The following is a 24,941-nucleotide window of genomic DNA, read 5'->3' on the forward strand; positions in this document are numbered from 1 at the left end:
TCGCGATGGCGCTGCGGTTCAATGCCGAGGCGGTCATGACGTGTGTGCCACGTCCGACGTGCATCACGTCGCTGTCAGTGGCTGCGCCTGCGGTGGGGGGTCACGCGAAATAGGCTGACCAACACGATTGCGGTGGCCATCCCGGTCGCCGCCCGTTGAACACCCCCGACTGATGGCAGTGACCCAGCAGGAGATCGAGGGCAGGTTGTGGGCCGCCGCCGCAGACCCGGCTGCAAAGGGGCGCCGCGGCGGAGGCACTGGGGCTAGCCAGGGAGTTGGCGTGGCGGGCACAGAAGCGGGCGGGCGTTTGAGCCGGTGGGGCTGGAGAGCTACAGGCTCGCTATGACCCGGTCGGCCAGGATGTAGACGTTCTCCTCGCCGCACGCGAACGTCAGCGTGTAGGCGCCCGAGATGCCCGAGCCGCCCAGCAGGATCGGGGTCTCGCCGGCCGTCAGGGCCGCCGCGAGGCGTTCCGCCGTCTCCTTGTGGCCTGGGGTCATGCACAGGGTGGTGCCGTCGGCGAAGACGTAGACGTCGAGGGTGCCGAGCGGGCCCGGGCGGACGTCGGCCAGTTCGGTGCGGGACGCGGCGAGTTCCTCCAGTGTGGCCACCGTGCGCTCGTGGTCGCCTGCGACCGGTGACTGGAGCGGCACGAAGTCCGGGTGGGAGGGGTGCCGGCGGCGGGCCGCGGCCAACTCGGGGGAGTCGGCGGCGAACTCGTCGGCGTCCGGGGCCGGCTCGGTGACCGGCTCCAGGTGCTCCAGGCCCACGAAGTCGCTCTGCCGGGGCAGGAACAGCTCGCTGTCGGTCAGCCCGAGGAGAGTGGGGGCGTCGGCGTCCCGGGCCTCCTGGGCGGCCCAGAAGGCGCGCGCCTCGGCGAGCTCCCGCTCCCGCTCCTCCGCGAGGGCCTCGGCCACCGCGGCGCGTATCTCGTCGGCCTCACCGGCGAGACGGGGGGCGGGCACCAGACCGCGCGCGGCGGCTGCCGCGTTCGTCTCGGCGAGCTGGGTGTGCAGGGCGGCCACCTGTCGGCGCAGCTGCAAGAGGGTGCGCAGGACGGCGACGCCCACGGCGCCGGTGGCGGCCGTGGTGACCAGCAAGGCGATCGGCATGGCGCTCACTGACGTACTCCCGGTTCAAAGTCGGCCCCCGACTTCCTACATCAGCTTGAAGGGCGGACTATCCCGCTGTCAGTGCGTAACGTCATGAAACGGACAGGACTTTGGGCTCGGAGTTTAGGGTGAGAACGGTTCTGACCTGCGTAAATCCCTGCGTGAAGGGAGATAGGTCACATCCTGGGGGAGATTGGATCACAAAGCGGCCCAGAACCCTGATGGTTCAAGGGTTCTGGGTCATGGCATCACGGAGGGTGTGTGTACGACTACTTTCGGCGTTGTGCCGAACGAGGCGCCAACTCGGTTACCTGAGGCTCGATGGCCATGGCCATGCCCTGGCCGCCGCCGACGCACATCTTCTCCAGGCCGAACTGCTTGTCATGGAACTGGAGGGAGTTGATCAGCGTGCCGGCGATGCGGAGGCGGCTCACGCGGCGCCAGCCCACAGCGTTTCTGCGGCGTAGAGGGTAGAGGCGAGCAGGGGATGTCGGTGCCGCGCGCAGCTGCAATCGCGATGGCGCTGCGGTTCAATGCCGAGGCGGTCATGACGTGTGTGCCACGTCCGACGTGCATCACGTCGTTGTCAGTGGCTGCGCGTAGGTTGGCGGTCTGCAGGTTGTTCGCGAAAGCCCCTTCTGCGGTGGGGGATCAAGCGAAAATAGGCTGACCAACACGATCATGACAGCCCGCGGGTCGCCGCCCGCTGACGAGCAAGGACACACCCGACTGATGGCAGTGACCCAGCAGGAGATCGAGAGCAGGTTGTGGGACGCCGCCGACGAGCTGCGCGTGGCGATGCCAGAAGCGCAATACTCCTCGGTCGTCTTCCCGCTGATGTTCTGGAAGTACCTCTCGGACACCTGGGAGCATCATCACCAGGAGTTCCTGGCGGAGTATGAGGGGGACGACCTCTCCGCCGAGGAAGCCCGTGAGATCGAGTACCGCGACCACCAGTCGTTCGAGATCCCGTCCATCCATCCCGGCACTATCCAGGAGCGCCGTGCCTCCTGGTCGTCCATCCTCGCCACCATCACCCAGCCCGGCCTCGGCCAGCGGGTGCGCGCCTCTCTGCAGGCCATCGAGACGGCCAACCCTGACAAGTTCTCCCGCCTGTTCGGGTCCATGACCTGGACTTCGGAAGAGGTGCTGCCGGGGGAGGTGTTGGCGGCGGTCATGCAGGCGATGGACCGCACCCCGAAGATGCACGAAGGTAACATGTCCCACGACGTGCTCGGTGGGGCGTACGAGTACCTGCTGAAGCGGTTCTCGGATGGGTCCGGTACCCGCGCTGGCCAGTTCTTCACCCCGCGGGAGGTCGTCGAGCTGATCGTCGAGATCCTGGACCCCAAGAGCCACGAGTCGGTGTACGACCCGACTTGCGGGTCGGGCGGCATGCTCATCGCCTCCGCGAACCTCCTGAAGGCCCACGGCGGGCGCGGCTACACCCTCAAACTGCACGGCCAGGAGGCCGTCGCGGACACCGCCGGTGTGGCCCGCATGAACCTCTTCATGCACAACCTCACCCAATTCAAGGTCGAAGTCGGCGACACTCTGAAGGACCCGCGCTTCAAGAAGCCGGACGGATCCATCGCGCAGTTCGACGTGATCCTCGCCAACCCGCCCTACAGCCTGAAGTGGAAGCCCTGGACCAACGACCCGCGCGCCATTGGCGGTGTCGCACCGCAGTCGTCGGCGGACTGGGCGTTCGTGCAGCACATGATCGCCAGCATGGGCCCGAAGAAGGGGCGGGCCGGTGTCGTCCTGCCCCACGGCGTCCTCTTTCGTGGCGGCCAGGAAGCAGCCATCCGCCAGCAGGTCCTGGACGAGGATCTGCTCGAAGCAGTCATTGGCCTGCCGGCGAACCTCTTCTATTCAACTTCCATCCCCACAGCGATCCTGGTGTTCCGAGCGCCCGGTACCAAAGTTCCGGAGCGTCAGGACGGCGTGCTGTTCATCGACGCCTCCACGCGGTTCACCAGGGCCAAGAATCGCAACGTCCTGACCGAGGCAGACATCGCTGACGCGGTAACTGCCTACCACTCCAAGGTTGATGCCGACGGCAACCCGGTGGACCCAGACGGAGATGCTGGCCTCTCGGTGCGGTTCGTCCCCACCACGGAGATCGCGGCGAACGGGTACGACCTCAACATCGCGCGGTACATCAAGCAGACTGCCGCCGAGCAAGAAGATCTCGGCACTCTCATCGACACCTACAACGTCGCCCGCGCCGAACGACAGAAGACCGAGGCCCGCATGCTCGCGGTTCTCGCCGCCGCTGGGATCGAGGGCTTCGATGAGTGACCCGACGAGCAATGATCTCGCCGCCCGTGAGCAGCAGGGTTGGGTCCGGGCGCCACTGGCACGGTTCCTCACCCTGAATCTGGAAACTGTGGACGTGGACCCGGACCAGTCGTACCCAACCGTGGGGGTGTTGAACAGGGGGCGAGGGCTGCTCTATCGCGATCCCGTCGCGGGGAGCTCGACCTCCTACAAGAAGCTCAACCGGATTGGCCCGGGACTGCTCGTCTACAGTCGACTTAAGGCATTCGAGGGCGCGATCACAGTCACGCCCGCCGATCTGTCGGAATCCTTCGCGTCACAGGAATTCCCGACTTTCTCCTTCGCGTCCAATGCGAACCCCGACTTCTTTCGCATCCTCACCACGACGCAGCGCATGTGGGATGCCCTTCAAGGAGCCTCCAAGGGAATGGGTGGCAGGCGTGAGCGGGTAAAGCCTGCCGATTTTCTCAATATCGTCATGGACATTCCGCCCCTGCCGGTGCAGGAGAGGATCGTCGAGGTCATTGGTGCGGTTGACGAGCAGACCGCCGCACTCGATTCCGAGGCCAGCACTGCACGAAGGTTCCTCGACATGGTGCTCGCAGAACATTTCGTCGCGGCAGGGGGTGAACCACATCGGATTGTTGATCTTTGCTCCCATGTGGTCGGCGGCGTCTGGGGCAGTCCTGCGGGCGAGGGCGAAGTTGATCGGCTCGCGCTCGGGCCTCGTATCTACACGCCCGGCACCTCCGCCTTCGTAACAGACGGCTCGCCGGTTCGGTCGTTCACGAGCAAGCAGGCGGACACCAGGACGGTGCGGGAGCAGGACATCATCCTGGAGCGGTCTGGCGGCTCGCCTGAGCAGCCCGTCGGCCGAGTCGCTATCGCCGGCCCCGGCCTGGAGCCGTGCGTGCCCACCGACTTCCAGCGGCTGCTGCGAGTAGACCCGGAGAAGGCACTCCCCAGATACGTGTTCTGGCGCCTCCGACACGACTGGGCGTCAGGACTGACCCAGAACTATTCCCGCCGCACGACTGGGATCACGAATCTGTCGGTAAAGGAGTACATCGCCCGCGAGGTTGCCGTGCCTTCACGGGACGAACAGGCGCGACTCGTTGAGACGGCTGAAGCCGTTGATGCCCCGGTCGTCGCATTGCGCGCGGAAGCCGCTCGTCTCCGTCAGGTTCGGGCGGGTCTCCTGTCAGGGTTGCTAGATCGAACGATCAACATCGAGCCGGCCGAGCAGGAGGTCTGAGCCGTGGCGAAGGGCATTCGCGAGCGTGAGTTCCAGAACCTGATGATCCAGTGGTCTCTCCCGATGGGCTGGGGCTTCACAGCGGGCAGATCGCTGCCACGTGAGACGACGCAGACGGTGCTCGTCAGTCAACTGCGGGATGCCATCGTCCGGTTAAACCCTGGGGTGATCACGGGGTTTGATGTGGACGCGGTTGTCGAGGAGATCGTCGCTACGGTCAACGCCGTCGAGGGTGGCCTGGTGCGGGCCAACGAGCTGGTGCTGAACCTGCTGCGCGGGCACAAGGAGTTCCGGGACGCCGACGGCGTCTGGCACGCCCTGAAGGTCATCGACTTCGAGCACCCGACGGCCAACACACTGGTCGTGTCGGACGAGGTGACCATCACCATCCCCGGCAAGACCTCCCGCCGGTTCGACCTCGTGTACTGGGTCAACGGGCTGCCCCTAGTCGTCGTCGAGGTGAAGTCTCCGACCGCGAAGTCCGGTTGGGCGGACGCGGCCCGCGAGATCAACGACGTATACGCCACCGAGTACCCGTGGTTCTTCACTCCCAATGTCTTCTCCGTCGCATCCGACGGACTGAAGCTGCGGTTCGGCGCCGCGGGCGCGCCCGTGAACCTGTGGCAGCCGTTTAGGTCCACCGCCGATGACGAGAACCTGTCCGGACAGGCCGACATGCGGCGCTCCGTCGAGCTGCTGCTCACTCCGTCCACGATCCTGGACATGCTCGCCAACTTCGCCCTCTTCGACACCTCCGGGGATGGCGTGGACATGAAGTACCTGCCCCGCTACCCGCAGATGGAGGCCGCGCACCTGATCCATGAGCGGGTTCTGGCGGGCGGGTCGAAGGGCCTGATCTGGCATCACCAGGGGTCTGGGAAGACGCTGCTGATGGTGTTCGCTGCCTCGCTGCTCCTGACCGACACTCGCACTGAGTCTCCCACGATCATTCTGCTCTCGGACCGGACTGATCTTGTTCGGCAGACCTCCGGCGTGTTCACTTCCGCGATGGGGCACGCCTACTTCCACAAGCCCGCCACCAGCCAGCAGTTGCGCTCCCTGCTGGCTGATGACGTGCGCGGCGTCATCTCCACGACCGTCCACAAGTTCGCCGACGCCGGCGCGGGCCTGTCGACCCGGGACAACATCATCGTGCTGGTCGATGAGGCGCACCGCACCCAGTCCGCCAAGGAGAAGTCCCTCGCCGGGCGGATGCGTGCGGCGTTGCCGCACGCGAAGTTCTTCGGCATGACCGGCACCCCCGTCAGGAACCTAGCCACCGACACCTTCGCTCTCTTCGGTGAGGAGAGTGACCCTGACAGGGTGTTGCACCGGTACTCGGTGTCCCGGTCTCTGCTGGACGAGGCGACCGTCCCGGTCATGCTGGACCCGCGCCCGGTCACCTTCGAGATAGATGACCAGGCGTTGCAGGCCGAGTTCGACCAGTTCGCCGACGAATTCGACCTCGACGACCCCGACCGCGAGGCCCTGTCCCGCAAGTTCGGGCGCCTCACCTCGGTGTTCGCCAATCCCAACCGCATCCACGCGGTCTGCCAGGACATCGTGGACCATTACCTGGCCAGCGCCTACCGCAACGGCCTCAAGGCCCAGGTCGTTGCCTACAACCGAGAGCTGGCCGTGGCGTACACGGACAAGATCAACGAGTTGCTGGCCGGCTATGAGGCATCCCAGGTGCTTGCCGAGGTCGGAAAGCACGAGCGGATCACCGCCGAGGTGAACATCCACGTCAAGGACTCCAAGGACGAAGACGCCGCCATGCGGCCGTATCAGCTCTCGGAGGTCGACGAGGAAAAGCAGAAGCGGCGGTTCCTCACCCCGGACGACCCGCTGTGCTTTCTGGTGGTCACCGCGAAGCTGATGACCGGGTTCGACGCTCCCAACGAGGGCGTCCTCTACCTGGATAAGCCGCTCAAGGCCCACACTCTGTTCCAGACGATCACCCGCCCGAACCGCACCTGGGTGTCCCCGACGGGGTTCGTGAAGACCGACGGCGTGGTCGTGGACTACATCGGCCTGGCCGAGGAGGTCCAGCGGGCCGTGGTCGACCCCACCGCGAAGGGGGCCGGCAAGGGTGGTGGGTTCGTCACCGACCTGACCGAACTGGTCGCCGAGTTCCGTACCACCTTCGCCCGCATCGAAGACCTCCTCGCAGACGTGGACGGCCTGGACCTCACAGTTCATGGATACGAGTCCGTGCGAACCATCAACCTCTTCCTGGACGGCAACCCGGCCGCCGCCGAGGCGTTCAGCAAGGACTACCGGCTCCTGGCCCGCCTGTACCCGCTCATCAACACCGACAAGCGGATCACCAAGTACCAGGACGGCTTCGGGCTGTTCGGGTCCGTGTACACGACCCTGTTCAAGAAGTCCTCCGACGAGGAGAGGAAGGAACGGCTGGGCGAACTAGGGCCGATGGTCCTGGAGATAATCAACGCCCACGTCCACTCCTTCTCTGTAGCTGCCTCTCAAGAAGAAGCCCTCGTCCTGGACGCCCAAGGCATCGCCATCCTCAAGGAACTTCTGGCTCTTGTCCGCCCCAAGCCCGGCAAGGACGGCGACGAGGACAAGAGGCCACCGTCCGCGGCGGAGATCCTGGACCACATCAAGGCCGCCCTCGAGAAGGGCGTCGAACCGGGGTCCGCGAAGTACACCGCCCTGGCGGAGCGGATCAGGCAGCTGCGGGACCGGATCATTCAGAACTCCCAAGATGCACTGGACTTCCTGTCTGAAGCCCTCCGGGTTGCCCGCGCCATCGTGGACGCAGAGAAGCACCCCGATGAAGCCGTCGTGGTCTTGGACGACGACCACGTAGGCGTCCTGTCCCGGATCATTCACGATCACGCACCGGCCGGTGTCACCATCACGGAGCGGAACTTGGCCGAGGAGATCGACCAGGTAGTCACCCGCACCCTAGGCCGGGCATGGGACAACGCTGACGCTCGCAACCGAGGCGTCCGTCGTGCCACTGCCGCGGTTTTCCGCAGGTATGCGTTGAAGCCGGTGGGGGAGCCCTATGACTCCACCGTCGCTTACATCGAAGCCCACTACCTCGTTGACTGACGAATGCATGGAAGGCCCGGCAGCTTGTGGCGGTTGTCGGGCCCCGTCGCGCTGCTCGGCGCCCTGATCTGTCCCCTGAGCCACGCCGTTTCGTCGTCATTCCGGCTGGCGGGAGTGCTACATCGGGGGCAGCGCTGCGATGTCGAGCACGGTGATGTGGAGGGCGTGCAGCGGCTGTGTCCGTGTGGGGCGGACGACCTCCAGACTCTGTGCGCCCTCACGGAGCCGGAATACGAGCTGGTCGAAGTGGTACCAGCCGAGGTTGATCCACAGAGCGCCAGCGCCGTATTGGTCGCGGCGGTGGTCGAGTGGTTGTCCCTGTACCCACACGGACGGCGGGGACATGCCGGTGTCCTCCGTGTAACGCACGGCGGCAGCGGCGGCGCGGCGCAGTGGGCTGTCCGGCTTCCACCGGCGCCCGAGGGCGGCCAGGGCGGCCGGGTGGGTGGGGTCGTCGGCCGGGAGTTGGATGCGGCTGATCTCGATCGCGCCGGCGTTGCGCAGTTCCACCAGCCGGACGCGTACGGGCAAGGGCATCCACCGGTCGAGTCCGTCGAACTGTTCGATTATGGCGTCGCGGGACGCTCGGCCGGCCTCCGGGTCCGCCGTCATCGCCTGCAGCCGCTCTTCTGCGGTGGCGCGGGTGTCTCCGCGCTTCCACAGCAGTTGTGGCTCGGAGCCTTCGGGGAGGCGGTCGTTCTGGTTGAACTGGAACTGGAAGCCGCGCCTGTTGCCTTTGAGCGCGCGTTTCATGCCCGCCATGGGGTCCCGGCCGTAGATGATGGCGCCGACGACGTCTTCGGTGAACTCGGTGTCGGTGTGGTGGACCACCGCCACATCGAGGTCTCCCGGCTCAAGCGCGCCTCGTGCGTACGAACCGAAGACGTAGACCTCGTCCACGAGGTCGAGGGGGCGATCGCCTTCCTCGAGCCTGTCGAGCATCTCGTGGAGCAGCTCCGTTGCCCGCTCGCGCTTCATTGAGGCTCCCTCTGCTGTGCACGGCCGCTGGTTCGACCTTATGGGCCAAGGGCTCTGGCGAGAGTGCGCTGAAGAGGGAATCCAGGAACGTTCCAGCCCTCCGGGCTGGCCGGGCGGGCCCGGGCACCGGCGTTCAGTGCAACGCAAGCCTGTGCGGAGGCGCAGACGGACGGCACGGTGCGGGTGGCCTTGCGGCGTCCCCGTGCCCGCTTTGACCATGGCGGTGTTTGCCGGTCAGCGCGGTCGGCCGGCCTGGGGTTGCGGGCCGGGTGGCGCGGCGGCGGGGCGCACCGTGGTGGGCTGGGGCGGTTGCCGGGGCGTGCCGGGACTTCGGGGGCGGCGGGTGCCGGTGCCGTGCGCGAGTTCTTCGGCGAGGTCGGCGAGGAGGCCGGCCGGAGTGTAGACGGAGGCGCGGATGGCCCAGGTGGGCTGGTCGATGCTGGGGCCGGACCAGATGGTCCAGGTGTCGAGGGGCCGGTGGGGCGCGTTGGCGGCGAAGGCGTCGAACTGCACGCCCACGTCGCTTGGCTGGGTCTGCCAGCGCAGTCGGTGTCCGTCCACGGTGGGTGTCCAGCCTGCGTCGGCGAGGGGACGGGTGGCCTGGGCGACGGTCTTGTCAGTGATGGGGGTTCCGAGCGCGGTCTCCCAGACATCTCCGTGGCTGAGGGCCGTGAGCAGGGTGTCCAGGATGGGTTGGGGGGTGGCGGGCGTGATGGTCATGTGCCACATGCGGTCGCTGACCGGTGTCTCGTAGGCGGCGATGGTCCACTGCGCGTCCCGGGCGTGGGCTTCGTGGTCGAAGAGGATGCGCAGGGTGAGCGATTCGTGGGTGGCGACGGTGGTGTTGTCGTCCCACGTGTTGTAGCGCTCCCAGTCGCCGTTGTCGGTGAGGAAAGTGTTGAGGGCGGCTTCGTGGTTGCCGGGGTCGGCGGCGTGGGCGGGCACGATCTCCGGTTCGGGGACGGGTGGTTCGGGCTCGGCGGGCGGTGTGCCGAGGGAGGTGCGGGCTTGGGCTGCTTCGCGTTCGGTGTCAGTCAGCGGTGCGGGGCCGGGGCGCATGGTGTCGGCGTGGAGGTGTTCGAAGGCCGTCAGCGCCTGGGCGAGAGAGTCGAAACTGTCGGCGATCTGCCGCAGGTGGTCTTCGCCGCGGAGGTAGACGCTCTTGCCGCTGTCGAGGTAGGTGCCGATGGCGACGGTGGTGTGGCCGTCCTCGGCGTGGGCGTGGATGAGGAGCCGCCCGTGGCGGATGTCGTCGTAGATCCTGTTGGCTTCGTTGGAGATTTCACGGATTTCCTGGCGGGTGCACCAGGGTGTGGGGTGGCTGGCCCAGGTCCATTCCTCATCGATCGCTTCGCGGAGCCGGTCGGTGATCTGCGTGGTGATGCCCTGGGCGGCCAGGGCCTGGGCGGCCGTGTCGGCCCAGTGCGGTTCCTCGCGGTCGATGCGGGCCATGACCAGGGCGTGATCGTTGAGGGTTTCGAAGCCGTGCGCGGTCAGCACGGGGCGGGCCAGGTCCTGCCGGGTGCCGGTGAGGATGGCGGTCACGGCGCTTGTGTGGGTGGGGTGGGCATCGAGGCGGACATGCGCGTCGATGGCGGGTGGCGTCACGAAAAGGGGCTGCTCTCTCGTGCCGGTGGCCGGAGTGGGGAGGTCCGGTCACCGGCCGGTTCGGGGTCAGCGGGACAGGCGCGCGGCGGGCGGGGCCGTGGCAGGCGGCGGGCCGGCCCGGGGCGCGGCCGTGGCTCGGGCACGCGCGGGTCTGGTCGCCGGCACCGGTGAGGTGGCGTGGCGCCAGCGGGTGCGCAGGGCGTTCAGGTCGGCCAGGGCGCGGCGGCTGCCGGTGACGAGCTGGTGGGGGGTGTTGGCGAGGTCGTCGGTGTAGGCGGTGATCCGTGTCGCGACCGTGTGGGCGCGGGCGAGGAGAGCACGCCGAAGGACGTTCTCGCCCCAGTATTCGGGGGAGCCCGCGGGCGTGGACACCAGGGCCATCAGGTCGCGGGAGGTGAGGGCGTCGGTGATCAGTCCGCGGAGTTGGGCCTCGCCGAGGACGGTGACGGGGTCGACCATGTCACCGCGGTGAACCAGGGCGGTCACGCATTGCCACAGCTTGGCGTGCAGCGGGCAGATGAAGTCCTCCGCCGCCAACCACCGCATCTGCTGGACCTCAGCCGGATGAGCGGTGGCCGTGGCGAGCAAGAGGCGTTCCTCGTCGAGGTCTTCCTCGCTGCCGTGCCGCGCGACGGCACTGATGGGTGGCGTGCGGGGAAGGGAGCCGGGGTGCGGGGCGAACTGGCCGGCGAGGTCGTCCAGGACGCGGCCGAGGGCGTCGGCCTGGACGAGGGTCGCGGCGGCGGGGTCCGGCCTGGTGGCGTCGGTGGCGGTGTGTGCGAGGCGTTCGGCGTGCAGCCGCAGGGTGCGGCGGGCGTGGTCGGCGCGGATCATCCGGGCGTACGCGGCGGCGTGCTGGGGCTGCGGGCAGAACTGGATGAGGCCGTGGATGTAGGAGGCGCTCAGGCCGCGGGCCTGGGACCGGGCGTGTTCCAGCACCTTGTTGAGCCAGGCGGTGTCCTTGGCATGGTCGGCGGGGTCGGGCGCCGGGAGGGCGCGGATCGCGGTGAAGAGGGTGGCGTGGCTGTGGTTGTCGAAGTGGCCGGCGGTCAGGGTTCCGGTGTCGGCCAGGCGCCGGGGTTCGAGGAGGAGGGCGCCGAGGAGGGCCTGTTCGGCGTAGTACACGGGCATGGGAGCTCGCACGCGGTCCAGATCGTCGTCCTCGGGGGCGTCAGAGGTGTCGGGGGTGTGGGGCATCAGGCGGCGAGGGTGAAGTCCTCAGGATTGACGGGCTTGTTGAGGTGCGGGGCGAGCAGGTGGGCTGCCAGACGCGGAGGCACGGCGTTGCCGATCTGGGAGAACTGCTGGCCCTTGTTGCCCCGCCAGGGGTACTCGGCGGGAAAGCTCTGCAGGATGCCCGCTTCGCGGGCGGTGATCCTGATCGGATCCGGCACCGGCTGCTGCTCGCCCTCCAGGCGGCCGGCGGTGGTATCGGCGACCCAGGTGCACTCGTTGGCCCGGTGGCCGAAGAACAGCGTGCCGGCCGGCTCGGACAACCGTCGGACGGTGGCGTTGGCCTGGTTGTTGCTGCGCAGCGACCACGCCCAGCGGCGGGCGTCAGGGGCGAGCGAGGGGGCCGCAACCCCGGTCGGGCGGGTCTCGCGGCTGCAGTGACCCGCCGTCTTGCCGGAGCTTTCGCGGTGGAAGGCCGGGACGACGTCGGTGTCGCTGCGCGGCGACCAGGTGCCGCGGGCGCGGGCGTCAGAGAGGGTCTTGCGGGAGCCGGAGGGGAAGGGCTCCGGGCCGCCTCCCGGGCCGCCGCCGGCACACACGGTGGGCCCGGGCCGGTCGGTGGCGCCCCAGCCGAGCGCCTCGGCCATGGACACCCACTTGGCGCGGCCCGGCCCGAACAGAGACTCGGGCTCGGCGGCCTTGGCATGTGTGGGCAGCGGCGGCTCGGCGGTGCGGGTACGGGAGGCGAGGAGGATCGCTCGGCGCCGCGTCTGGGGGACGCCGTAGTCCGCCGCGTTCAGGATGCCGGACCATACCGAATAGCCCCAGCTGCGCAGGATCGCGGCGTACTGGCGCCACAGCGGCAGCACGTCGGGCACCTCCTCCATCGCGACCCATTCGGGTTGGCCGTGCTGGTTCAGGGCGTGCAGGTAGCGCATGGGCTCGGCGGCGAGCAGCGAGCGTGCGTCGCGGCAGGCGCCCAGCAGCTGTTCGCGGGTGTCGCGTCCGGTGGCGAGGTCGGCGACGGCCTGGTGGACGAGCGGCTGGTCAAGGAGGCCGAGGCGCTTGCCGGCCATCGACCACGCCTGGCAGGGCGGGCTGGCGATGAGCCCGGTGGTCTTCCCGAGGAACGGCCAGACCGGGTACATCGCCACGTCGGTCCGGATCGTCAACTGCCCTTGCGCGGCCCTGGTCTTGCAGGCCCACTCGTCCCATTCCAGGCCGATGTCCCGCACGCCGAGCACAGCCAGCGCGTGGCTCCAGCCGCCGGGCCCCGCGAACAGGTCAAGCACCATCACGTGGCCAGCCCGAAGTCGTCCTGCGTGGCTGCGATTTCACCTCGGCAGGTCCAAGGAGAGCACCCGTCGGTTACGCCCTCTTCCAGTTGCTGCGTGGCTTCTTCGGTGCCGAGTTCCTGCTGGAGCGCGGCCCATTCAGCGGCGGTTACGTGGTCGATCGGGGCTTCGCTCAGCGGAACGCGGGAGCGGTGCAGGAATGCCTCACCCAGAAGCCGGTTCCCGGTAGCGTTGGCGCGGGCGTTTCCCTTGCGGATAGCGGCGTCGAACTCCACCACGTCTGCCCACTCGGCAGGAGAGTTGTCGCGAATATTTCGCCACTGGGCGTTGCCGTGAAATGGGCATCCAAGGCAGCTCGATTTCGGAGTGTCGGCCAATCCGATCGAGGACAGGTAACGGATGCAGTCGCTGCGCGACCAGCCTATATCGATGAGCGGGTGCCGGTTGCGCATGTACTTCACGTCCGCGTCCTTGGCGCGGTGGAATTCATCCGTCGAGATGCCCACCCACTGATCCACAAACACATCGCGTGGAATGCGGATGGGGTACGGGTAGCCGAGGAGTTCGCGAATCTTCTTCTTGATCGGTTTTATCTTATATTCGCCTGTGCATTGCCTCCTGGTCATCCCTGCCTTGCCGTCCTGATTGAGGATGTAGAGCGGCATGGAGGCGAATCTGCGATCCGGGTCGAGCGCATCGCTGCGAATGTTTCCGGACGTCACGCGCAGGATGGGTATACCTGCCGGTTTCGCTACCTCTCGCTCCAGGCGGTCGAGATGGGAATATACGGCATTCGGTTCCCACCCTGTATCGGCAAAAATGGCGTAGTCGACCCTGGGGAGAATCCCTTCTGCTGACAGGGCGAGCATGGCGCTGGATTGAATTCCGGCGCCGAGCGAAATGGATCGGAATACGGGGTTGTCGGAAATGAGGACGTCCTAGTGGAGAATGGGGCGCTGTCCGTGGGCGGGTCGGTCAGCGGCGGGGAGTGGAGGCGCGCTGCGCAGCGGAGTCCGTGACCGGGATGCGCTCGGCGTGCCGGGTGTCGCCGAGCAGTTGGGGCAGAGCCTGAGTGACGGCGGCGATGGCCTCCAGGGGCGTCTGCCGGCTGAACTGCACTTCCCAGTACGGCTCGTGGTGCGTGATGGTCCACCACTGTCCGAGGGGGTGAATGGGGTCGAAGTCGACGAACATGCTGTCGTCGGGGCTGTCGATCTTGACGTGCCCGGTGGCGGCGTCGTGCTGCGTGGGCCAGCCGAAGAGGTGGATCAGCGGGCCGATCGCGTCGGCGAGCCGGTCACTCGCGCCGGCCATGTACCGCGGGGAGACCATGACCCGGTCGTCGGGTCCGTACGCGCTCACCGATGGGCTCCCTGCACCTGGGCGGTCTTGGGCGGGGCGGCGACTGCGGTGGTCAACACGGTGCGGGGGCGCGGCCGGGTCAGAGCCTGCTGCCCCTGTTCGGTGACGGTGATCTTCTGCCCGCCGGCCCACAGGGAAGTGCTGGTGTCGTGAATGACGAGTCCGCGCTTGGCCAGGGCCCGGAAGGTGGCGATGGAAACGCGGGTGCCGTCGTCGGTGGCGACGCGGGTCACGCCAAGACCGCGGGTGGCGCTCTCGTACAGACGGCCTCCGCCGTTCAGGGCGGTGAGGGCGTCGTACTGGGCCGGAGTCAGCGCGGGGCCAGGCGCCTGCTGTACGACCGCAGACTTGTGCTCATGCGCGGCGGCCAGCTCCTCGGTGATGCCGTGGGCGAGGTAGCGGCAGCCGATCGCGCACAGGTCGAGCTGGTGGACGGCATCGTTGAGGTGCCCGTTCATCTGCGGGGTGGCCTCGGCGTGACGAACGGTGCGCACCGCCTCGTCATCGGCCGGGTATCCGGCGAACTGCGCGCCCTCCAACAGGTTGGCGAGCACCACGTGGGCCAGGTCGGTGCCGGCGAGCGACGACGAGGACACGACCGAGGCCATCAGCTCCAGACCGGCCCGGCTGCCGGCGACGCTCGTGTACGTGCTGTTGTCGAGCGCGGTGAGGCGCACCAGGGCGGTGGCCGTGAGGTCCTGTGCCTGCAGGAGCAGGGGGCTGATGCGGCGCAGTGCGTCCGTGCCGGGGGTGTAGGAGATGTCGCGCACGCGCGCCTTGAGGGCTTCGAAGTCGGATGCCAACTGCCTTAGTTGGTCGACTTGTTCATTCAGATCGAGTGGGGGCGTGGGGATGGGGTGGCTCCTGTGTGGTTCAGCGGCTTCGGGTGGTGGCCTGCGCGGTGGCGGGCAGCGGGCGGGGTGTGGTGCCGGGCGCGGTGCGCGACCCGGCATGAGGCGCGTCAATCACGGAGGCGAGGGCGGTGATGCCGGCCGGGGTGAGGCGTACGCGGTCCAGGGGCGGGCCGCCGACGTAGGCGGCGCGTGCCGTGCCCGTCGTTCTCTCAGCCAGTCCTTTCGACTCCAGGGTGCGCAGGGTGCTCATGAGCACCTTGGGTTCGCGGGAGCGGGTGAACTCGCGCCCCAGGGAGCTGCTGGCCGTTACGTGTCCGTAGGCAATCTCGGCCAGAGCGGTGCGGTGCGCGGAATTGAGCTGACCGTCGGGTGTTGGTGCAGTGGCCCAGCGCCGACGCCTGGACTCGGAGGCCAGCGTCACGGCGCTGGTGACGGCGGCTTCCGGCGCCAGCGCGGTCAGTTCGCGGGCGGCGCGGGTGGTCAGGTCGATCGAGGCGTCGGCGAGGACGACGAGCTGCTTCAACCGCGTGATCGCCTCGGTCAACTCCTCACTCTCATATAGGCGTTCGCCTTGGATGGCCTTGATGGCGGCCCTAGTGGCGGAGGCCAGGCGGTGCGCGGAGTTGGCGTAGGCATCCGGCAGCGGTGCGCCTGCGGCATGCAGGAGGAGGTCGAGCGCGTCGTTGTGCTGGGTGTACTGGTCGGCCAGCTGGAGCAGCCGCTCAACGGGCGTCGGCGGTGACGCGACCTCGAACAGCAGGGCTTCGGTGGGGGATTCGGTCATGCGCGAGACCGGTGAGAAGGAGCGGGGACGGAGGATGGCGCCGGCATGGCGCCGGGCTTCGATACTTGCTCGGACGGGATCTGCGAGGCCGATACGAAGGATTCGAGGACCGCGGCAACGTCTGCGATGTGTCTGGTGCAGGCGAGTGCCTGCTGGTTGGTCGCGCGGTGGGTGATGGCCCGCAGGGTGACGTCGGGGTCACTGTTGCCGCATTCGAGGCAGCAGCGATGGTCGGGGTTCCAGTCGTCGGGAACTTCGTGGATCAGTGGCATAGGGGGTCCAGGTGGGCTGTCGCACGGTGAGCAGAGGGAGGGTGAGAAGGAGGGCGACTGTCTTACGCGGCGGGGCCGAAGTCGGACTGCTTGGGGGCGGCCTTGGCGACGGCGCGGGCGGTGATGCCCTTGGAGGCGCGTGCGGAGGCGGCGGAGAGTGCGTCGGCGCCGGGCTCGAGATACCAGGGGCGAAGATCGAGCATGGCCGCGCGCATGCCGGTGGCGAACGCGAGCGCGGTGCCCTTGGGCAGCGCGCGGATGGCGTCGGCTGCCAGGATGCGTTCCTGTCGCATGGACACGGAGGTGGACTTGCCGGACTCCGAGGTCGAGGTGGAGGTCGTCTCGACGTCGTGGTCGCCGATCAGGCGGGAGAGCTTGTCGGCGAAGTCGGGGTCGTCGATACCTGAGCCGATGACCTTGATGGTGGAGGCGGACCACATGGCGTCCATGCCGGCGTCGCCCCACACTTTCTGGCCCTGCCGGTAGCTCTGCAGAATGGTGATCGGGATGATGCCGCGCGAGCCCAGGTGGGAGTACAGGTCGGGCAAGTCCGAGATCTTGCAGACGTTGGCGGCCTCGTCGAGGATCGCGAGCATCGGCGGGTCCAGGCGCCCGCCGGCCCGTTCGGCCTGGGCTGTCGCAGAGCGCATCACGCTGTCCGCGCACGCGGCGATGAGGGCCGAGGCTCCGCCTCCGCCGTCCTTCGACAGCAGGTAGAGCGTGTCCGTCGAGGTGACGAACGCGGAGGGCCGGAACTCGGGCACGTCCTTTTGGGGTGTCACCCAGGCGGCGATCTCCGAGTTCAGCAGGGCGGCGGCGTACTGGCGGGCTGTCTCGTAGATGCCGTCGCGGGTTTCCGGCGGCCCTTCTACGGTGCCCTTGAGCTGGGCGGCGACCGCGGCGAACTTGTGATCGCGCAGGATGTCGAGCGGGGTACGGTCGGCGGGGAAAGCGAGCCAGGCCATCACGTCAGTGATCGGCCGCTCGTCGAGCGCAGCGGCCAGGAACAGCTGACTCAGGATGTTGCTGCCGGCCTTCGACCAGAAGTCGCCCTGCTGAGACGCGTCCACGCTCGCGGCGAGGAAGTGCCCGGCCAGCCGCCCTGCGCCGTCGAGGGTCTTGGCATCGGCCAAAGGGTTCCACCACATGGCCCGCTCCGCGTGGGCGATCTGCTGCGGGTCCATCGACCAGGTCCGGCCGACGGCGGCCCGCGCGCCAAGGGTCGCGGTGTAGGCATCGCCGGCGGCCTTGTTCGAGGTGAGCAGGACCGGGCCGGGCGCATTGAGGATCGAGGGGATCGCCAAGCTGGTCGTCTTACCGGAGCGGGGCGCCATGATCGCGACGGCGACGTCCTCGTACCCCATGCGCACCTCATGCTTGGTGCCCTGGAGATTGCCGAGGAGGATGCCGGTGTCGGCCGCGTCGATGTGCTTGGCGTCCTTCAGACTCGGGCGCAGCGAGCGCGCCTTGTCGGTGATGGCCTTCGCCATCAGCGGCTCGATGTCCTTCTGCTTGGCCATGCCGGCGACGCGCTTCTTACGCCCGCTGCCGCCGCCTCGGTACCGCTGGTAGAGCACCGCGGCGGTGATGCCGAGCGCGACGAGTACGGCGCCGGGAAGGATGCGTGTGCCGATCAGGAGGGACGTTTCGCTCAGGTTGGGCCACAGCTGGTCGGGGTGCAGCAGGGCCTGAACCGGCTGGTAGGAGGCGGTGTTGGAGGTGGTGGTCCAGGCGGTGAGATTGCCACCGAGCCAGGCGAGGTTGGACAGGGGCACGGCGACGGCGATGGCGCCGAGGAGGACCTTGAACGCTATGTCGTAGCCGTCGGTGGACGTGGAGTTGGGCTGGGGCAAGGGCTGTTCCAAGTACGGGGAAGGAGGGGGCCGGTCGCGACGGACTGGTCAGCGCGTGCGGCCTCGCGCCGGTCCGGGCGGCGCGGGGGAAACGTTGGCCACGTGGTGGTGCCGCTCGGTGAGGGCGCTGATGCGTCGCTCCAGGGCGAACGCGACGTCACTCGCGGGGACGTGGCGGGTGTGCACGGTCATGCGGTCGCGGGCCCAGCCCGGGATGCGGCGAGGGTCGCGCATGATGGGCGCGGGGTCGGCGAGCGCCCGTGTCACGGCGGCGATCAGGTGCAGGGGCGTGGTGCCGGTGAACACGGCTCGCCAGATCGTCGGGTCTCGGATGACGGCCGTCTCGATGTGCCACAGGGCGCTGCCGGGGTTGCCGAGCCGCTCGATGCGCGTGATGCCGTCGGGGGCTGCGAGCCCGCCGAAGTGCCGGGGCGGTTCCCATCCCGCGTCCTGCAACGTCGTGAAGGGCTCGGGCGAAGCGGTGGGCGCACCGGATGGGTCGGTGAGCGCGTCGGTGAAGGCGGCGATGATCTCGACGGGGGTGCGGGCCTGGAAGGTGGCCGCCCAGGCGGGATGATCCGCGGTTCGCGCCTGTCGGATGGTCCACCAGTCCGGATCATCCGGATCGCCGGGGGCCAGACGCAGTTGCGTGAGCTGGTCCGGGCTGGTGAGCAGGACGCGAGGGATGAGCGGGTCATGTCCGTAGCTCCAACCGGAGACCCGGTGCAGGGGCTGGGTGATCCAGCCGGGATCGCCGATGCCCGCGAGGTAGCGCGGGGAGATGAACGCCTGCTCGACGGCCTCGCTCGCGCCCGTCACCGCCGGCCCATGGACGGTGTGGCGGTGGCCGTGTGTACGGGCGCCGCCGTCGACAGGGTCCGCGCGGATGCCGGCGAGTGCCTCTGCGCCAGCGCGTTGACGGCGAAGAGTGCCTGGCCGTGGATGGCCCACTGGTCGAGGTAGGACCAGGCTTCCGCGTAGCACTCGGCGAGCGGTTCCTCGTACGCCTTCGTACCGGGCCGCGCGCTCGCGGGCAGCGCGGCGCGTACCGCACTCCACTCGTCGTGGACCGCGTAGAGGCGTTGCGTGGCATCCCGAAGTTCTCGGACCTGCCATGCGTAGCGGCGGGTCCGGTCGGAAGGCGACAGGAGGGCGAGCTGCCGCTGAGCGACGTCCACGAGTTCGTCGGCGTGGTAGTACACCCGGCCGAACGCGGACAGGGTGTCGGCGTCGCGTTTCTGCTGACGCCGACCATAGGCATCCTCATCGTGGGGCTGGAACGTCTCGGGGTCGGAGTGCCGGTCGGAGTAGCGGTCCCAGGCGGCGAGGATCTGCCGGCTGTGCCGTAGATAGACGGCGAGCTGGCTCAGATAGAGCCGGTGGGACGGGCTGCCGGGTTCGAGTGAGATGGTCAAAGAGGGCCTTTGGGCGGGCAGTTGTGATGGAGGGGGCGGAGCGGGCGGAGCCGCTCCGCACGGTCAGCGGTTGCGGGCCGCGGCCGTGGCCGCCTCGGAGGTGGGGCCTGTCGACGGCCGGATAGTGGGTGCGGCGCTTCGGCGGGCCTGGCGGGCGGCGGACCTGCTGGCCTTCAACCGCGCTTCGTGGGCGGCGGCGAGCTGCTCCCCCTGGGCGCCGCGTTCCACCTGTGCGACGAGGTGGGAGTGCGGGATGTCGTAGTGGCCGCGGGAGACGGGCGCGGGGTCGACGAGGGCGGTGGCGAATCCGGCGAGCAGGTGGCGTGGGGTGCGGTCGTCGAAGTACGCGTGCCATAGCCGGTGGTGGCCGCCGAGGCCGGTGGGCAGGGCGACCTCGGCCTTCCAGCTGAAGTAGTCGCTGGTCAGCGTCGCCGACCGCTCCATGGTGGTGATGCCGTCCGGATGGTGGGCGTACTCGTTGCCTCGTTCGTCGCGCTCGTACGTCCAGCCCGCTGCCTGCAGCGTCGGCCAGATATCCGGCTCTGCCGCGGGCGGGGAGCGTAGGAGCGCGTCGGTGAATCCGGCGATGATTTCCACGGGTGTGTTGCCGCCGAAGGACGCGGACCAGAGCTGCGACGAGACCCGCCACCAGGAGCCGTACGCGTCCGGGGTCGGCTCCAGGACGAGCGTGTGCTGGTAGTCGGGGCTGCCCAGTACAACGTGGGGGAAGTCGGGGTCGCCGAAGTTCTTCCACCCGCCGGCCCGCAGGGCCTGGGTGACGTGGCGCGGGTCACCGGCTCCGGCGAGGTGGCGGGGCGTGGTGTCGCACCAGATGCGCGACCAGGGATCGTCGGCTGCGCTGGCGATATAGGGACGTGTCACGGCGCCGAGGGATCGGCGGGCTCAGGCGCGTAACCGTTCAGGCGCTGTACGTCCCAGTGCAGGACGTGCAGGTCGGTGGCCTCCTGGGCGGCTTCCCGAAGCCCGGCGACGATCAGATGGATCTCGTCGCTGTCCGCCTTCGCCTCCTGGGCGATGAGGCGTGCGGCGTTGCGAAGGATGTCGCCGAGCAGGATGGGGACGCCGGTGTCCTCGTCGAGGAGGACGGCGAGCAGCGGCAGCACGTCGGCTGCGGACGGATTGGTGTGCAGGTAGTTCTGGAGTTGGGCCAGTGTGGCGGTCGCCTGCGCGACGTCGTCGGCGCTGGGGGCGGAGGGGGTGGGCAATGTTCTCCTTGGATGGAAGTGACGGGGCCGCGCTCACCATGGCCGGACTGGGCGCTGTCCCCTGGGTATGCGTGTGACGTCCGGGGAGAAGGTGCGGAACTGTTCGTCGAGTCCGTTGAAGCGATCTCTGTGGGTGGCCAGCTCGCTGTATGCGTCGCAGCAGAGGTCCTGCAGATCGTTGGCGTAGGGGTCTTGGAGAGCGAAGTCGGCACAGGTGGTTGCGATCACGTCGAAGATCTGGGCGATGAGGTGGAGTGCACCGTGACTCCGGTCGACGATCGGAGTGAGGATGTTGGCGAGATCCTCGGGGCGTTCGGCTCTGTCGAGCTGACGGCAGAGGCGCAGGAGTTCGGCGGTGAGGGGCTCAATGCCACCGGGCGTGAGGTCTTGGGACTGCGTCAAGGTGATGCACTTTCGATGGGGCGGCGGGCTGAGGCGAGACGGTCGGCGGCGGACGCGTGCTCCGGCTTGGGCGTACGGACGGGGCGTACAAGCGCCGGAGTCAGCGGTGTCTCTTGTGGCGACCTGGTCCGGGCGGTGGCGGCGCGGGCGAGGCGGTGCCGGTGCGCTGAACGGTTTCGAGACGCCGCAGATGCTGCAGGCGGTGTTGTTCCGGTGTGACGGGGCTGCGGCGTGAGTCGAGGAAGCCGAAGGCGTGCCGCGGTTCCTGCCCCTCCCAGCGGAGCAGCGGGGCGGGATCGGTGAGCGCGTTGATGAACCCGGTGAGGGCTGCGGGCGGGGCGGCTTCGTCGATGGAGGCATTCCAGATCCACCGGTGCCGCTTCTCGGTGAGCGGTACGGAGACCTGAACTGCCCAGCGATGGATGGGTGTTTCGGCGAGCGAGGACTTGCGGGACAGGTAGGCGGTCTCGTCCGGGGACCGGGCGGCACGCTCCCTGCCGGCCAGTTGCATGGTCCACCCGCGGCTGGCCGCGAGGCGCCACAGTTCGGCCTCTTCGGGCCGTGGCCCCGTGCTGTTCAGCGCGTCGGTGAAGCCCGCGATGATCTCCACCGGGGTGTGGATGCCGAACTGGGCCGACCACGCGTGGCCCTGGGCCGGGCGGACGCGCCAGGAGGACATGAACTCGTCCTCTTCGGGTTCCAGCGTGAGGTGCAACCGTCGGTCGGGGCTTTCCAGCAGGACATGCGGATAGCCCGGGACCGAGTGGTTGCTCCAGCCGGACGCGAGCAGGTACTCGGTCACATGTCGGGGGTCGCCCCCGCCGGCCAGATGGCGCGGGGTTACCTCGTCTAGCCAGCGGACGGCGTTGACGCGGTGCAGGGTGGGGCCGTTGACCTTGGAGTAGAAGCGCTCGTGGTTCACCGCATCCGCCCGGCCTTGGCATACGGGCGGGCCCCGGGACCTTGAGGACGTGCCCGGTTGCTGGCGAAGGTGTTGCTGGCCCAGGTGGCGGCGCGGGCCGCGGTGATCCGGGCCTGCTGCCATGCGCTGAGTTGCGAGGGCAGCACGGACACCGAGGTGGTGCGGATTCTCTGCGAGGGCGGGACGTGGCCGAGGGGCCGCATCACCGGCTGCGGGTCGGCGAGCGCGGTGCTGAACGCCTGCACCAACTGCATCGGCGTGGTCGGCGTGAACGTCGCCTCCCATACCGTCCCGTGCTCGTTGCGGGCGCCGGCCCACCAGTGCGCCTGTCCGGGGGCGGACTGGTGGAAGCGGACGACGGCGTCGCCGTCCGGACTGCGGGCGGTGAAGTGCTGTCCGCGCTCGGTTTCCCATCCCTGTGCCTCAAGCGGCGCCCACACGTTGGGGGCGTGTGCGGAGCGCGGCCGGGTCAACGCGTCGGTCATTCCGGCCACGATCTCGACGGGGACCTGCCGGCCGAGAGTGGCGTGCCACGCCCCCTCCGTCCTGGTCTGCTTCCCGCTGATCGTCCAGCCGCCGGGCTGGGTGAATGGGTCGTACCCGATGCGCACGGACTTGTCGGGGCTGTCGAACACGACGGGACCGCCGGTCTTGGACTTGTCCTTCCAGCCCGAGGCGCGCAGGTACTCGGTGACGAAGCGCAGGTCTCCGCCGCCGGCGAGGTGCCGGGGTTCGACGAGGTAGTGCTGCTGGGCCTGCTGACCGGTGGGGCCCCAGCCGGACCACTGCTTGTTCTTCTTCACCTGCGCCGCCTGACGACCATCGCCGATGCGACCGGCGCGGCGGTGGGCCCGCTGGAGCTGAGGGCGGGCGCGGCGACCTGCTTGATGGCGCCGGTGTGCTCAGTGAGGTCGACGCCCACGCTGTCGAGTTCGTTGGCGGCGCGGCCCAGCGCTAGCCAGACCTCGGGCGGCAGGATGCCGCGCTCGGAGTGGACCTTCGCGAAACGCGAGCCGGCGGAGACGAGTTCGGTGACCTCACCGAGGAGCCCGGTGTCGTAGTCCAGGACGTTGGCGAGGATCTGGGCTGCCTCGCCCGGCGGCGCCAGGGCGAGGTGACGGCGGAGCTGGCCAATCTGGGCGGTGATGGCGTTGGCCAGCTGTATGGAGGGGAGATTCGAGTCGGGCATGGGCCTCCTGAACAGGCCGTTCGGGGCTGCTAGTTGTGGTGACGGATGCGGTAGCTCTCCACGAGGAGGGCGGCGTCGCGGCGGCGGGCTTCGTTGAGGGCCGCCTCGGGGCGTCCGCCCGCCAACGGGATGTTGCGCTCCCAGCTGCCGACGCTCACGGCGCGCAGGTAGCGGCGGAACAGGGCGGTGACCAGGCGGGGCTTGCGGTCGGCGGTGATGGGCGGGGGTGTGCGGTCGGGCTTGTGAGTGACGGCGGGCTCCTGGCGAGGGTGGGGCCGGCCCCGGTAGACCGGGGCCGGCGAGGGGCGGTCGGTCAGCGCGTACGGCGTGCTTGCGCGGCGGGTGGTGTGGGTGGCGGTGCTGGTCGGCGTGCTGCCTGTTCGGCGAGTGCTGCGCGATAGGCAGTGCCGCCGAAGAGGCCCGCGTCGATGTCGACCCGGTATCCGGCACGGGCCAGCAGCGGCGCGGCCTGGTCGGCCCGGGCCTTCATGGCGATCTCGTCCATCTCGTCCGGGATCTGATGCCAGACGTCACCCTCGGCCTGGTACCGGTCGAGGCCGAGGGCGTCGAGCAGCGCCAGGAGGGGCTCACCGGCGCCGGCGCGGGTGTCGGCGTAGATCGTTCCGTCGCGGTGGTAGAAGGTGACGTCGACGTCGTAGTCATCGGCGAGGCTCACCGGCGGCGTGTCCCTGCCGGACGCCCCATGGCGGGCACGGCGAGCGGCGGGGCCGGGGCGCCGTGGTCGCGCACGGCCGTTGCGGCGTCGGTGTAGGCGGCGGCGTCCCAGACGTCATCGTCGATGCGGACCACATATCCGGCCTTGTGCAGCCAGGGCACCGCATGGGTGGCGAGCTGCTTCTTCGCGTCCTCGTCGAGGTGGGCGGGTGCTTCGTGCCAGACGTAGACGGGCCCGGGGGTGGGCAGGGTCCGGCGCTCGAAGCCGAGCTGGTCGAGGAGGGCGAGCAGCTGCTCGGGCGCGCCGGTCGGGGTGTCGGCGTGCACCGTGTCGGTGAGGGGCTTGCGGTAGATCGTGACGTCGGTGCCTTCGTCATCGGCACGGGATCCCACGTGCGGTTTCTCCTGTGCGGGTCGGGGCTATCGCCGTCGCGCGGACGGCGCGGACGAGGTGGCGGGCGGCGCGACGGGGGTGGTGTCCAGGGCGGGCCGCGTCTGGGGATGGCGCAGCACGGTGTCGATGCCCAGCGCGGACAGCCGTTCTCCGGTGGCTCGTACGGAGGCAGCCTGGCGGGCGGTGTCGTCGCCCGGCAGGACAAGGACGGCTCGCGCTGTGTCGAGGACGAAGCCGTGGTCAGTCAGGACCCGGGCGATGTCGGCGCGGTCGGGCTTGTCGACCACGAGTGCACCGTCCGACCAGGTCATGACCAGGCGTTCTTCAGCGGACGATTCCCGCGTGAGGTGCTCGGCGTTCTTGAACACCTGGTGAGCCGCGACGTAGTAGCGGGGAAGGAGGTCGAAGGTGATGTTCTCGGCCGCGCTGAACGGGTCGGCGTCGACCGCGATTCCGTCGGGCTCGCGTACGCCACGGAATGCCTCAGCCGGTACGTCGTCGGGGGCCAGTGCGGCGATGAGGTATCCCTCGGCGTTTCCGGGCTGTTCCGTGACGAACAGGCGTGTTCCGTCGTGCCGTTGCAGCACGGCGCAGTGGTCCACGGGGTGCTTGGCCAGTGCTTCGGCGACCTCGTTCATGTCCCAGACCGCGTCGGTGAGGACGTGGTGGGTGTTGAGGCCGCCACGGTCCCGGTGGTACGCGCTGGTCCAGGCGCCCGGCAGTTCGCCCGCGAGGACGGCAGCGAACGAGCCGAGGCTGGTGTCGGGGGTGGGGTCGTGCATGGGCTCCTCGGGAGGGAAGGGTGCGA

General features: G+C 68.8%; 25 protein-coding genes and 1 pseudogene. 3 read left to right on the forward strand and 23 right to left on the reverse strand.

Features of this window, described 5'->3' with window-relative positions:
* Positions 1 to 329: 329 nt before the first annotated feature.
* Together ACFU95_RS17835 and ACFU95_RS17840 are read right to left on the reverse strand one after the other, a co-directional pair.
* Positions 330 to 1,112 carry a hypothetical protein gene (locus ACFU95_RS17835; protein WP_383828462.1) on the reverse strand — a complete coding sequence of 261 codons (783 nt, stop codon included), beginning with the start codon at positions 1,110 to 1,112 and terminating at the stop codon, positions 330 to 332.
* A gap of 269 nt (positions 1,113 to 1,381) precedes the next feature.
* A pseudogene (locus ACFU95_RS17840) lies at positions 1,382 to 1,534 on the reverse strand (hypothetical protein); the annotation flags it as partial.
* Positions 1,535 to 1,844: 310 nt separating this feature from the next.
* On the opposite strand from ACFU95_RS17840, the gene ACFU95_RS17845 reads away from it, so the two are divergent.
* The 3 genes from ACFU95_RS17845 to ACFU95_RS17855 are packed head-to-tail and all read left to right on the forward strand — an operon-like array spanning position 1,845 to position 7,731.
* A complete protein-coding gene (locus tag ACFU95_RS17845) occupies positions 1,845 to 3,416 on the forward strand; it encodes an N-6 DNA methylase (protein ID WP_383828205.1) in 1,572 nt (523 codons plus the stop codon).
* Positions 3,409 to 4,650, forward strand: coding sequence for a hypothetical protein (locus tag ACFU95_RS17850; RefSeq protein ID WP_383828207.1), 1,242 nt, complete (start codon positions 3,409 to 3,411; stop codon positions 4,648 to 4,650). The genes ACFU95_RS17845 and ACFU95_RS17850 overlap by 8 nt, the downstream gene beginning before the upstream one ends.
* 3 nt (positions 4,651 to 4,653) lie before the next feature.
* A complete protein-coding gene (locus ACFU95_RS17855) occupies positions 4,654 to 7,731 on the forward strand; it encodes a type I restriction endonuclease subunit R (RefSeq protein ID WP_383828209.1) in 3,078 nt (1,025 codons plus the stop codon).
* A 117-nt stretch (positions 7,732 to 7,848) separates the two neighbouring features.
* Here the strand turns inward: ACFU95_RS17855 and ACFU95_RS17860 are convergent, their stop codons facing one another.
* The 21 genes from ACFU95_RS17860 to ACFU95_RS17960 form a co-directional block, all read right to left on the reverse strand.
* Complete coding sequence (locus ACFU95_RS17860) at positions 7,849 to 8,709, reverse strand: nucleotidyltransferase domain-containing protein (RefSeq protein ID WP_383828211.1); 861 nt, start codon at positions 8,707 to 8,709, stop codon at positions 7,849 to 7,851.
* A gap of 234 nt (positions 8,710 to 8,943) precedes the next feature.
* Positions 8,944 to 10,317: a DUF317 domain-containing protein gene (locus ACFU95_RS17865; protein ID WP_383828213.1), complete on the reverse strand. Its 1,374-nt coding sequence runs from the start codon at positions 10,315 to 10,317 to the stop codon at positions 8,944 to 8,946.
* A gap of 66 nt (positions 10,318 to 10,383) precedes the next feature.
* The gene (locus ACFU95_RS17870; RefSeq protein WP_383828215.1) at positions 10,384 to 11,514 is read right to left on the reverse strand and encodes a DnaB-like helicase N-terminal domain-containing protein; all 1,131 of its coding nucleotides are present in this window, start codon (positions 11,512 to 11,514) and stop codon (positions 10,384 to 10,386) included.
* Complete coding sequence (locus tag ACFU95_RS17875; protein ID WP_383828464.1) at positions 11,514 to 12,785, reverse strand: DNA cytosine methyltransferase; 1,272 nt, start codon at positions 12,783 to 12,785, stop codon at positions 11,514 to 11,516. Before ACFU95_RS17875 ends, ACFU95_RS17870 begins: the two co-directional genes overlap by 1 nt.
* Positions 12,785 to 13,654 carry a hypothetical protein gene (locus tag ACFU95_RS17880; RefSeq protein WP_383828217.1) on the reverse strand — a complete coding sequence of 290 codons (870 nt, stop codon included), beginning with the start codon at positions 13,652 to 13,654 and terminating at the stop codon, positions 12,785 to 12,787. The genes ACFU95_RS17875 and ACFU95_RS17880 overlap by 1 nt, the downstream gene beginning before the upstream one ends.
* 106 nt (positions 13,655 to 13,760) lie before the next feature.
* Positions 13,761 to 14,147: a DUF317 domain-containing protein gene (locus ACFU95_RS17885; protein WP_383828219.1), complete on the reverse strand. Its 387-nt coding sequence runs from the start codon at positions 14,145 to 14,147 to the stop codon at positions 13,761 to 13,763.
* On the reverse strand, positions 14,144 to 14,950 hold the full coding sequence (locus tag ACFU95_RS17890; protein WP_383828221.1) for a hypothetical protein: 807 nt from the start codon (positions 14,948 to 14,950) through the stop codon (positions 14,144 to 14,146). Before ACFU95_RS17890 ends, ACFU95_RS17885 begins: the two co-directional genes overlap by 4 nt.
* Positions 14,951 to 15,020: 70 nt before the next feature.
* A complete protein-coding gene (locus tag ACFU95_RS17895) occupies positions 15,021 to 15,785 on the reverse strand; it encodes a hypothetical protein (RefSeq protein WP_383828223.1) in 765 nt (254 codons plus the stop codon).
* A gap of 334 nt (positions 15,786 to 16,119) precedes the next feature.
* On the reverse strand, positions 16,120 to 17,910 hold the full coding sequence (locus tag ACFU95_RS17900) for a TraM recognition domain-containing protein (protein ID WP_383828225.1): 1,791 nt from the start codon (positions 17,908 to 17,910) through the stop codon (positions 16,120 to 16,122).
* Between the two features lie 48 nt (positions 17,911 to 17,958).
* On the reverse strand, positions 17,959 to 18,729 hold the full coding sequence (locus tag ACFU95_RS17905) for a DUF317 domain-containing protein (protein WP_383828227.1): 771 nt from the start codon (positions 18,727 to 18,729) through the stop codon (positions 17,959 to 17,961).
* Complete coding sequence (locus ACFU95_RS17910; RefSeq protein WP_383828229.1) at positions 18,726 to 19,325, reverse strand: hypothetical protein; 600 nt, start codon at positions 19,323 to 19,325, stop codon at positions 18,726 to 18,728. Before ACFU95_RS17910 ends, ACFU95_RS17905 begins: the two co-directional genes overlap by 4 nt.
* 63 nt (positions 19,326 to 19,388) lie before the next feature.
* Positions 19,389 to 20,207, reverse strand: a complete 819-nt coding sequence (locus ACFU95_RS17915) for a DUF317 domain-containing protein (RefSeq protein ID WP_383828231.1) — start codon at positions 20,205 to 20,207, stop codon at positions 19,389 to 19,391.
* The gene (locus ACFU95_RS17920) at positions 20,204 to 20,551 is read right to left on the reverse strand and encodes a hypothetical protein (protein WP_383828233.1); all 348 of its coding nucleotides are present in this window, start codon (positions 20,549 to 20,551) and stop codon (positions 20,204 to 20,206) included. Before ACFU95_RS17920 ends, ACFU95_RS17915 begins: the two co-directional genes overlap by 4 nt.
* Before the next feature lie 33 nt (positions 20,552 to 20,584).
* Entirely contained in the window at positions 20,585 to 20,953 is a 369-nt protein-coding gene (locus ACFU95_RS17925) for a hypothetical protein (protein ID WP_126272091.1), read from the reverse strand.
* Between the two features lie 100 nt (positions 20,954 to 21,053).
* Complete coding sequence (locus ACFU95_RS17930) at positions 21,054 to 21,875, reverse strand: DUF317 domain-containing protein (protein WP_383828236.1); 822 nt, start codon at positions 21,873 to 21,875, stop codon at positions 21,054 to 21,056.
* On the reverse strand, positions 21,872 to 22,678 hold the full coding sequence (locus ACFU95_RS17935) for a DUF317 domain-containing protein (protein ID WP_383828238.1): 807 nt from the start codon (positions 22,676 to 22,678) through the stop codon (positions 21,872 to 21,874). The genes ACFU95_RS17930 and ACFU95_RS17935 overlap by 4 nt, the downstream gene beginning before the upstream one ends.
* Positions 22,675 to 23,064: a hypothetical protein gene (locus ACFU95_RS17940; protein WP_383828240.1), complete on the reverse strand. Its 390-nt coding sequence runs from the start codon at positions 23,062 to 23,064 to the stop codon at positions 22,675 to 22,677. Before ACFU95_RS17940 ends, ACFU95_RS17935 begins: the two co-directional genes overlap by 4 nt.
* 29 nt (positions 23,065 to 23,093) lie before the next feature.
* Complete coding sequence (locus ACFU95_RS17945; protein WP_383828242.1) at positions 23,094 to 23,222, reverse strand: hypothetical protein; 129 nt, start codon at positions 23,220 to 23,222, stop codon at positions 23,094 to 23,096.
* Positions 23,223 to 23,377: 155 nt separating this feature from the next.
* Complete coding sequence (locus tag ACFU95_RS17950) at positions 23,378 to 23,740, reverse strand: hypothetical protein (protein WP_383828244.1); 363 nt, start codon at positions 23,738 to 23,740, stop codon at positions 23,378 to 23,380.
* A complete protein-coding gene (locus ACFU95_RS17955) occupies positions 23,737 to 24,132 on the reverse strand; it encodes a hypothetical protein (protein WP_383828246.1) in 396 nt (131 codons plus the stop codon). The genes ACFU95_RS17950 and ACFU95_RS17955 overlap by 4 nt, the downstream gene beginning before the upstream one ends.
* A 27-nt stretch (positions 24,133 to 24,159) precedes the next feature.
* Positions 24,160 to 24,915 (reverse strand): hypothetical protein, encoded by a 756-nt coding sequence (locus ACFU95_RS17960; RefSeq protein WP_383828248.1) that lies wholly within the window; start codon positions 24,913 to 24,915, stop codon positions 24,160 to 24,162.
* Positions 24,916 to 24,941 lie beyond the last annotated feature (26 nt).

The sequence above is a fragment of the Streptomyces sp. NPDC057623 genome, assembly GCF_042800355.1.
GTDB lineage: Bacteria > Actinomycetota > Actinomycetes > Streptomycetales > Streptomycetaceae > Streptomyces.

Coding starts and splice junctions, on each gene's coding strand:
- ACFU95_RS17835 (WP_383828462.1), bottom strand. CDS start 1,112: ATGCCGATCGCCTTGCTGGTCACCACGGCCGCCACCGGCGCCGTGGGC.
- ACFU95_RS17845 (WP_383828205.1), top strand. CDS start 1,845: ATGGCAGTGACCCAGCAGGAGATCGAGAGCAGGTTGTGGGACGCCGCC.
- ACFU95_RS17850 (WP_383828207.1), top strand. CDS start 3,409: ATGAGTGACCCGACGAGCAATGATCTCGCCGCCCGTGAGCAGCAGGGT.
- ACFU95_RS17860 (WP_383828211.1), bottom strand. CDS start 8,709: ATGAAGCGCGAGCGGGCAACGGAGCTGCTCCACGAGATGCTCGACAGG.
- ACFU95_RS17870 (WP_383828215.1), bottom strand. CDS start 11,514: ATGCCCCACACCCCCGACACCTCTGACGCCCCCGAGGACGACGATCTG.
- ACFU95_RS17875 (WP_383828464.1), bottom strand. CDS start 12,785: ATGGTGCTTGACCTGTTCGCGGGGCCCGGCGGCTGGAGCCACGCGCTG.
- ACFU95_RS17880 (WP_383828217.1), bottom strand. CDS start 13,654: ATGCTCGCCCTGTCAGCAGAAGGGATTCTCCCCAGGGTCGACTACGCC.
- ACFU95_RS17895 (WP_383828223.1), bottom strand. CDS start 15,785: ATGACCGAATCCCCCACCGAAGCCCTGCTGTTCGAGGTCGCGTCACCG.
- ACFU95_RS17940 (WP_383828240.1), bottom strand. CDS start 23,064: ATGCCCGACTCGAATCTCCCCTCCATACAGCTGGCCAACGCCATCACC.
- ACFU95_RS17960 (WP_383828248.1), bottom strand. CDS start 24,915: ATGCACGACCCCACCCCCGACACCAGCCTCGGCTCGTTCGCTGCCGTC.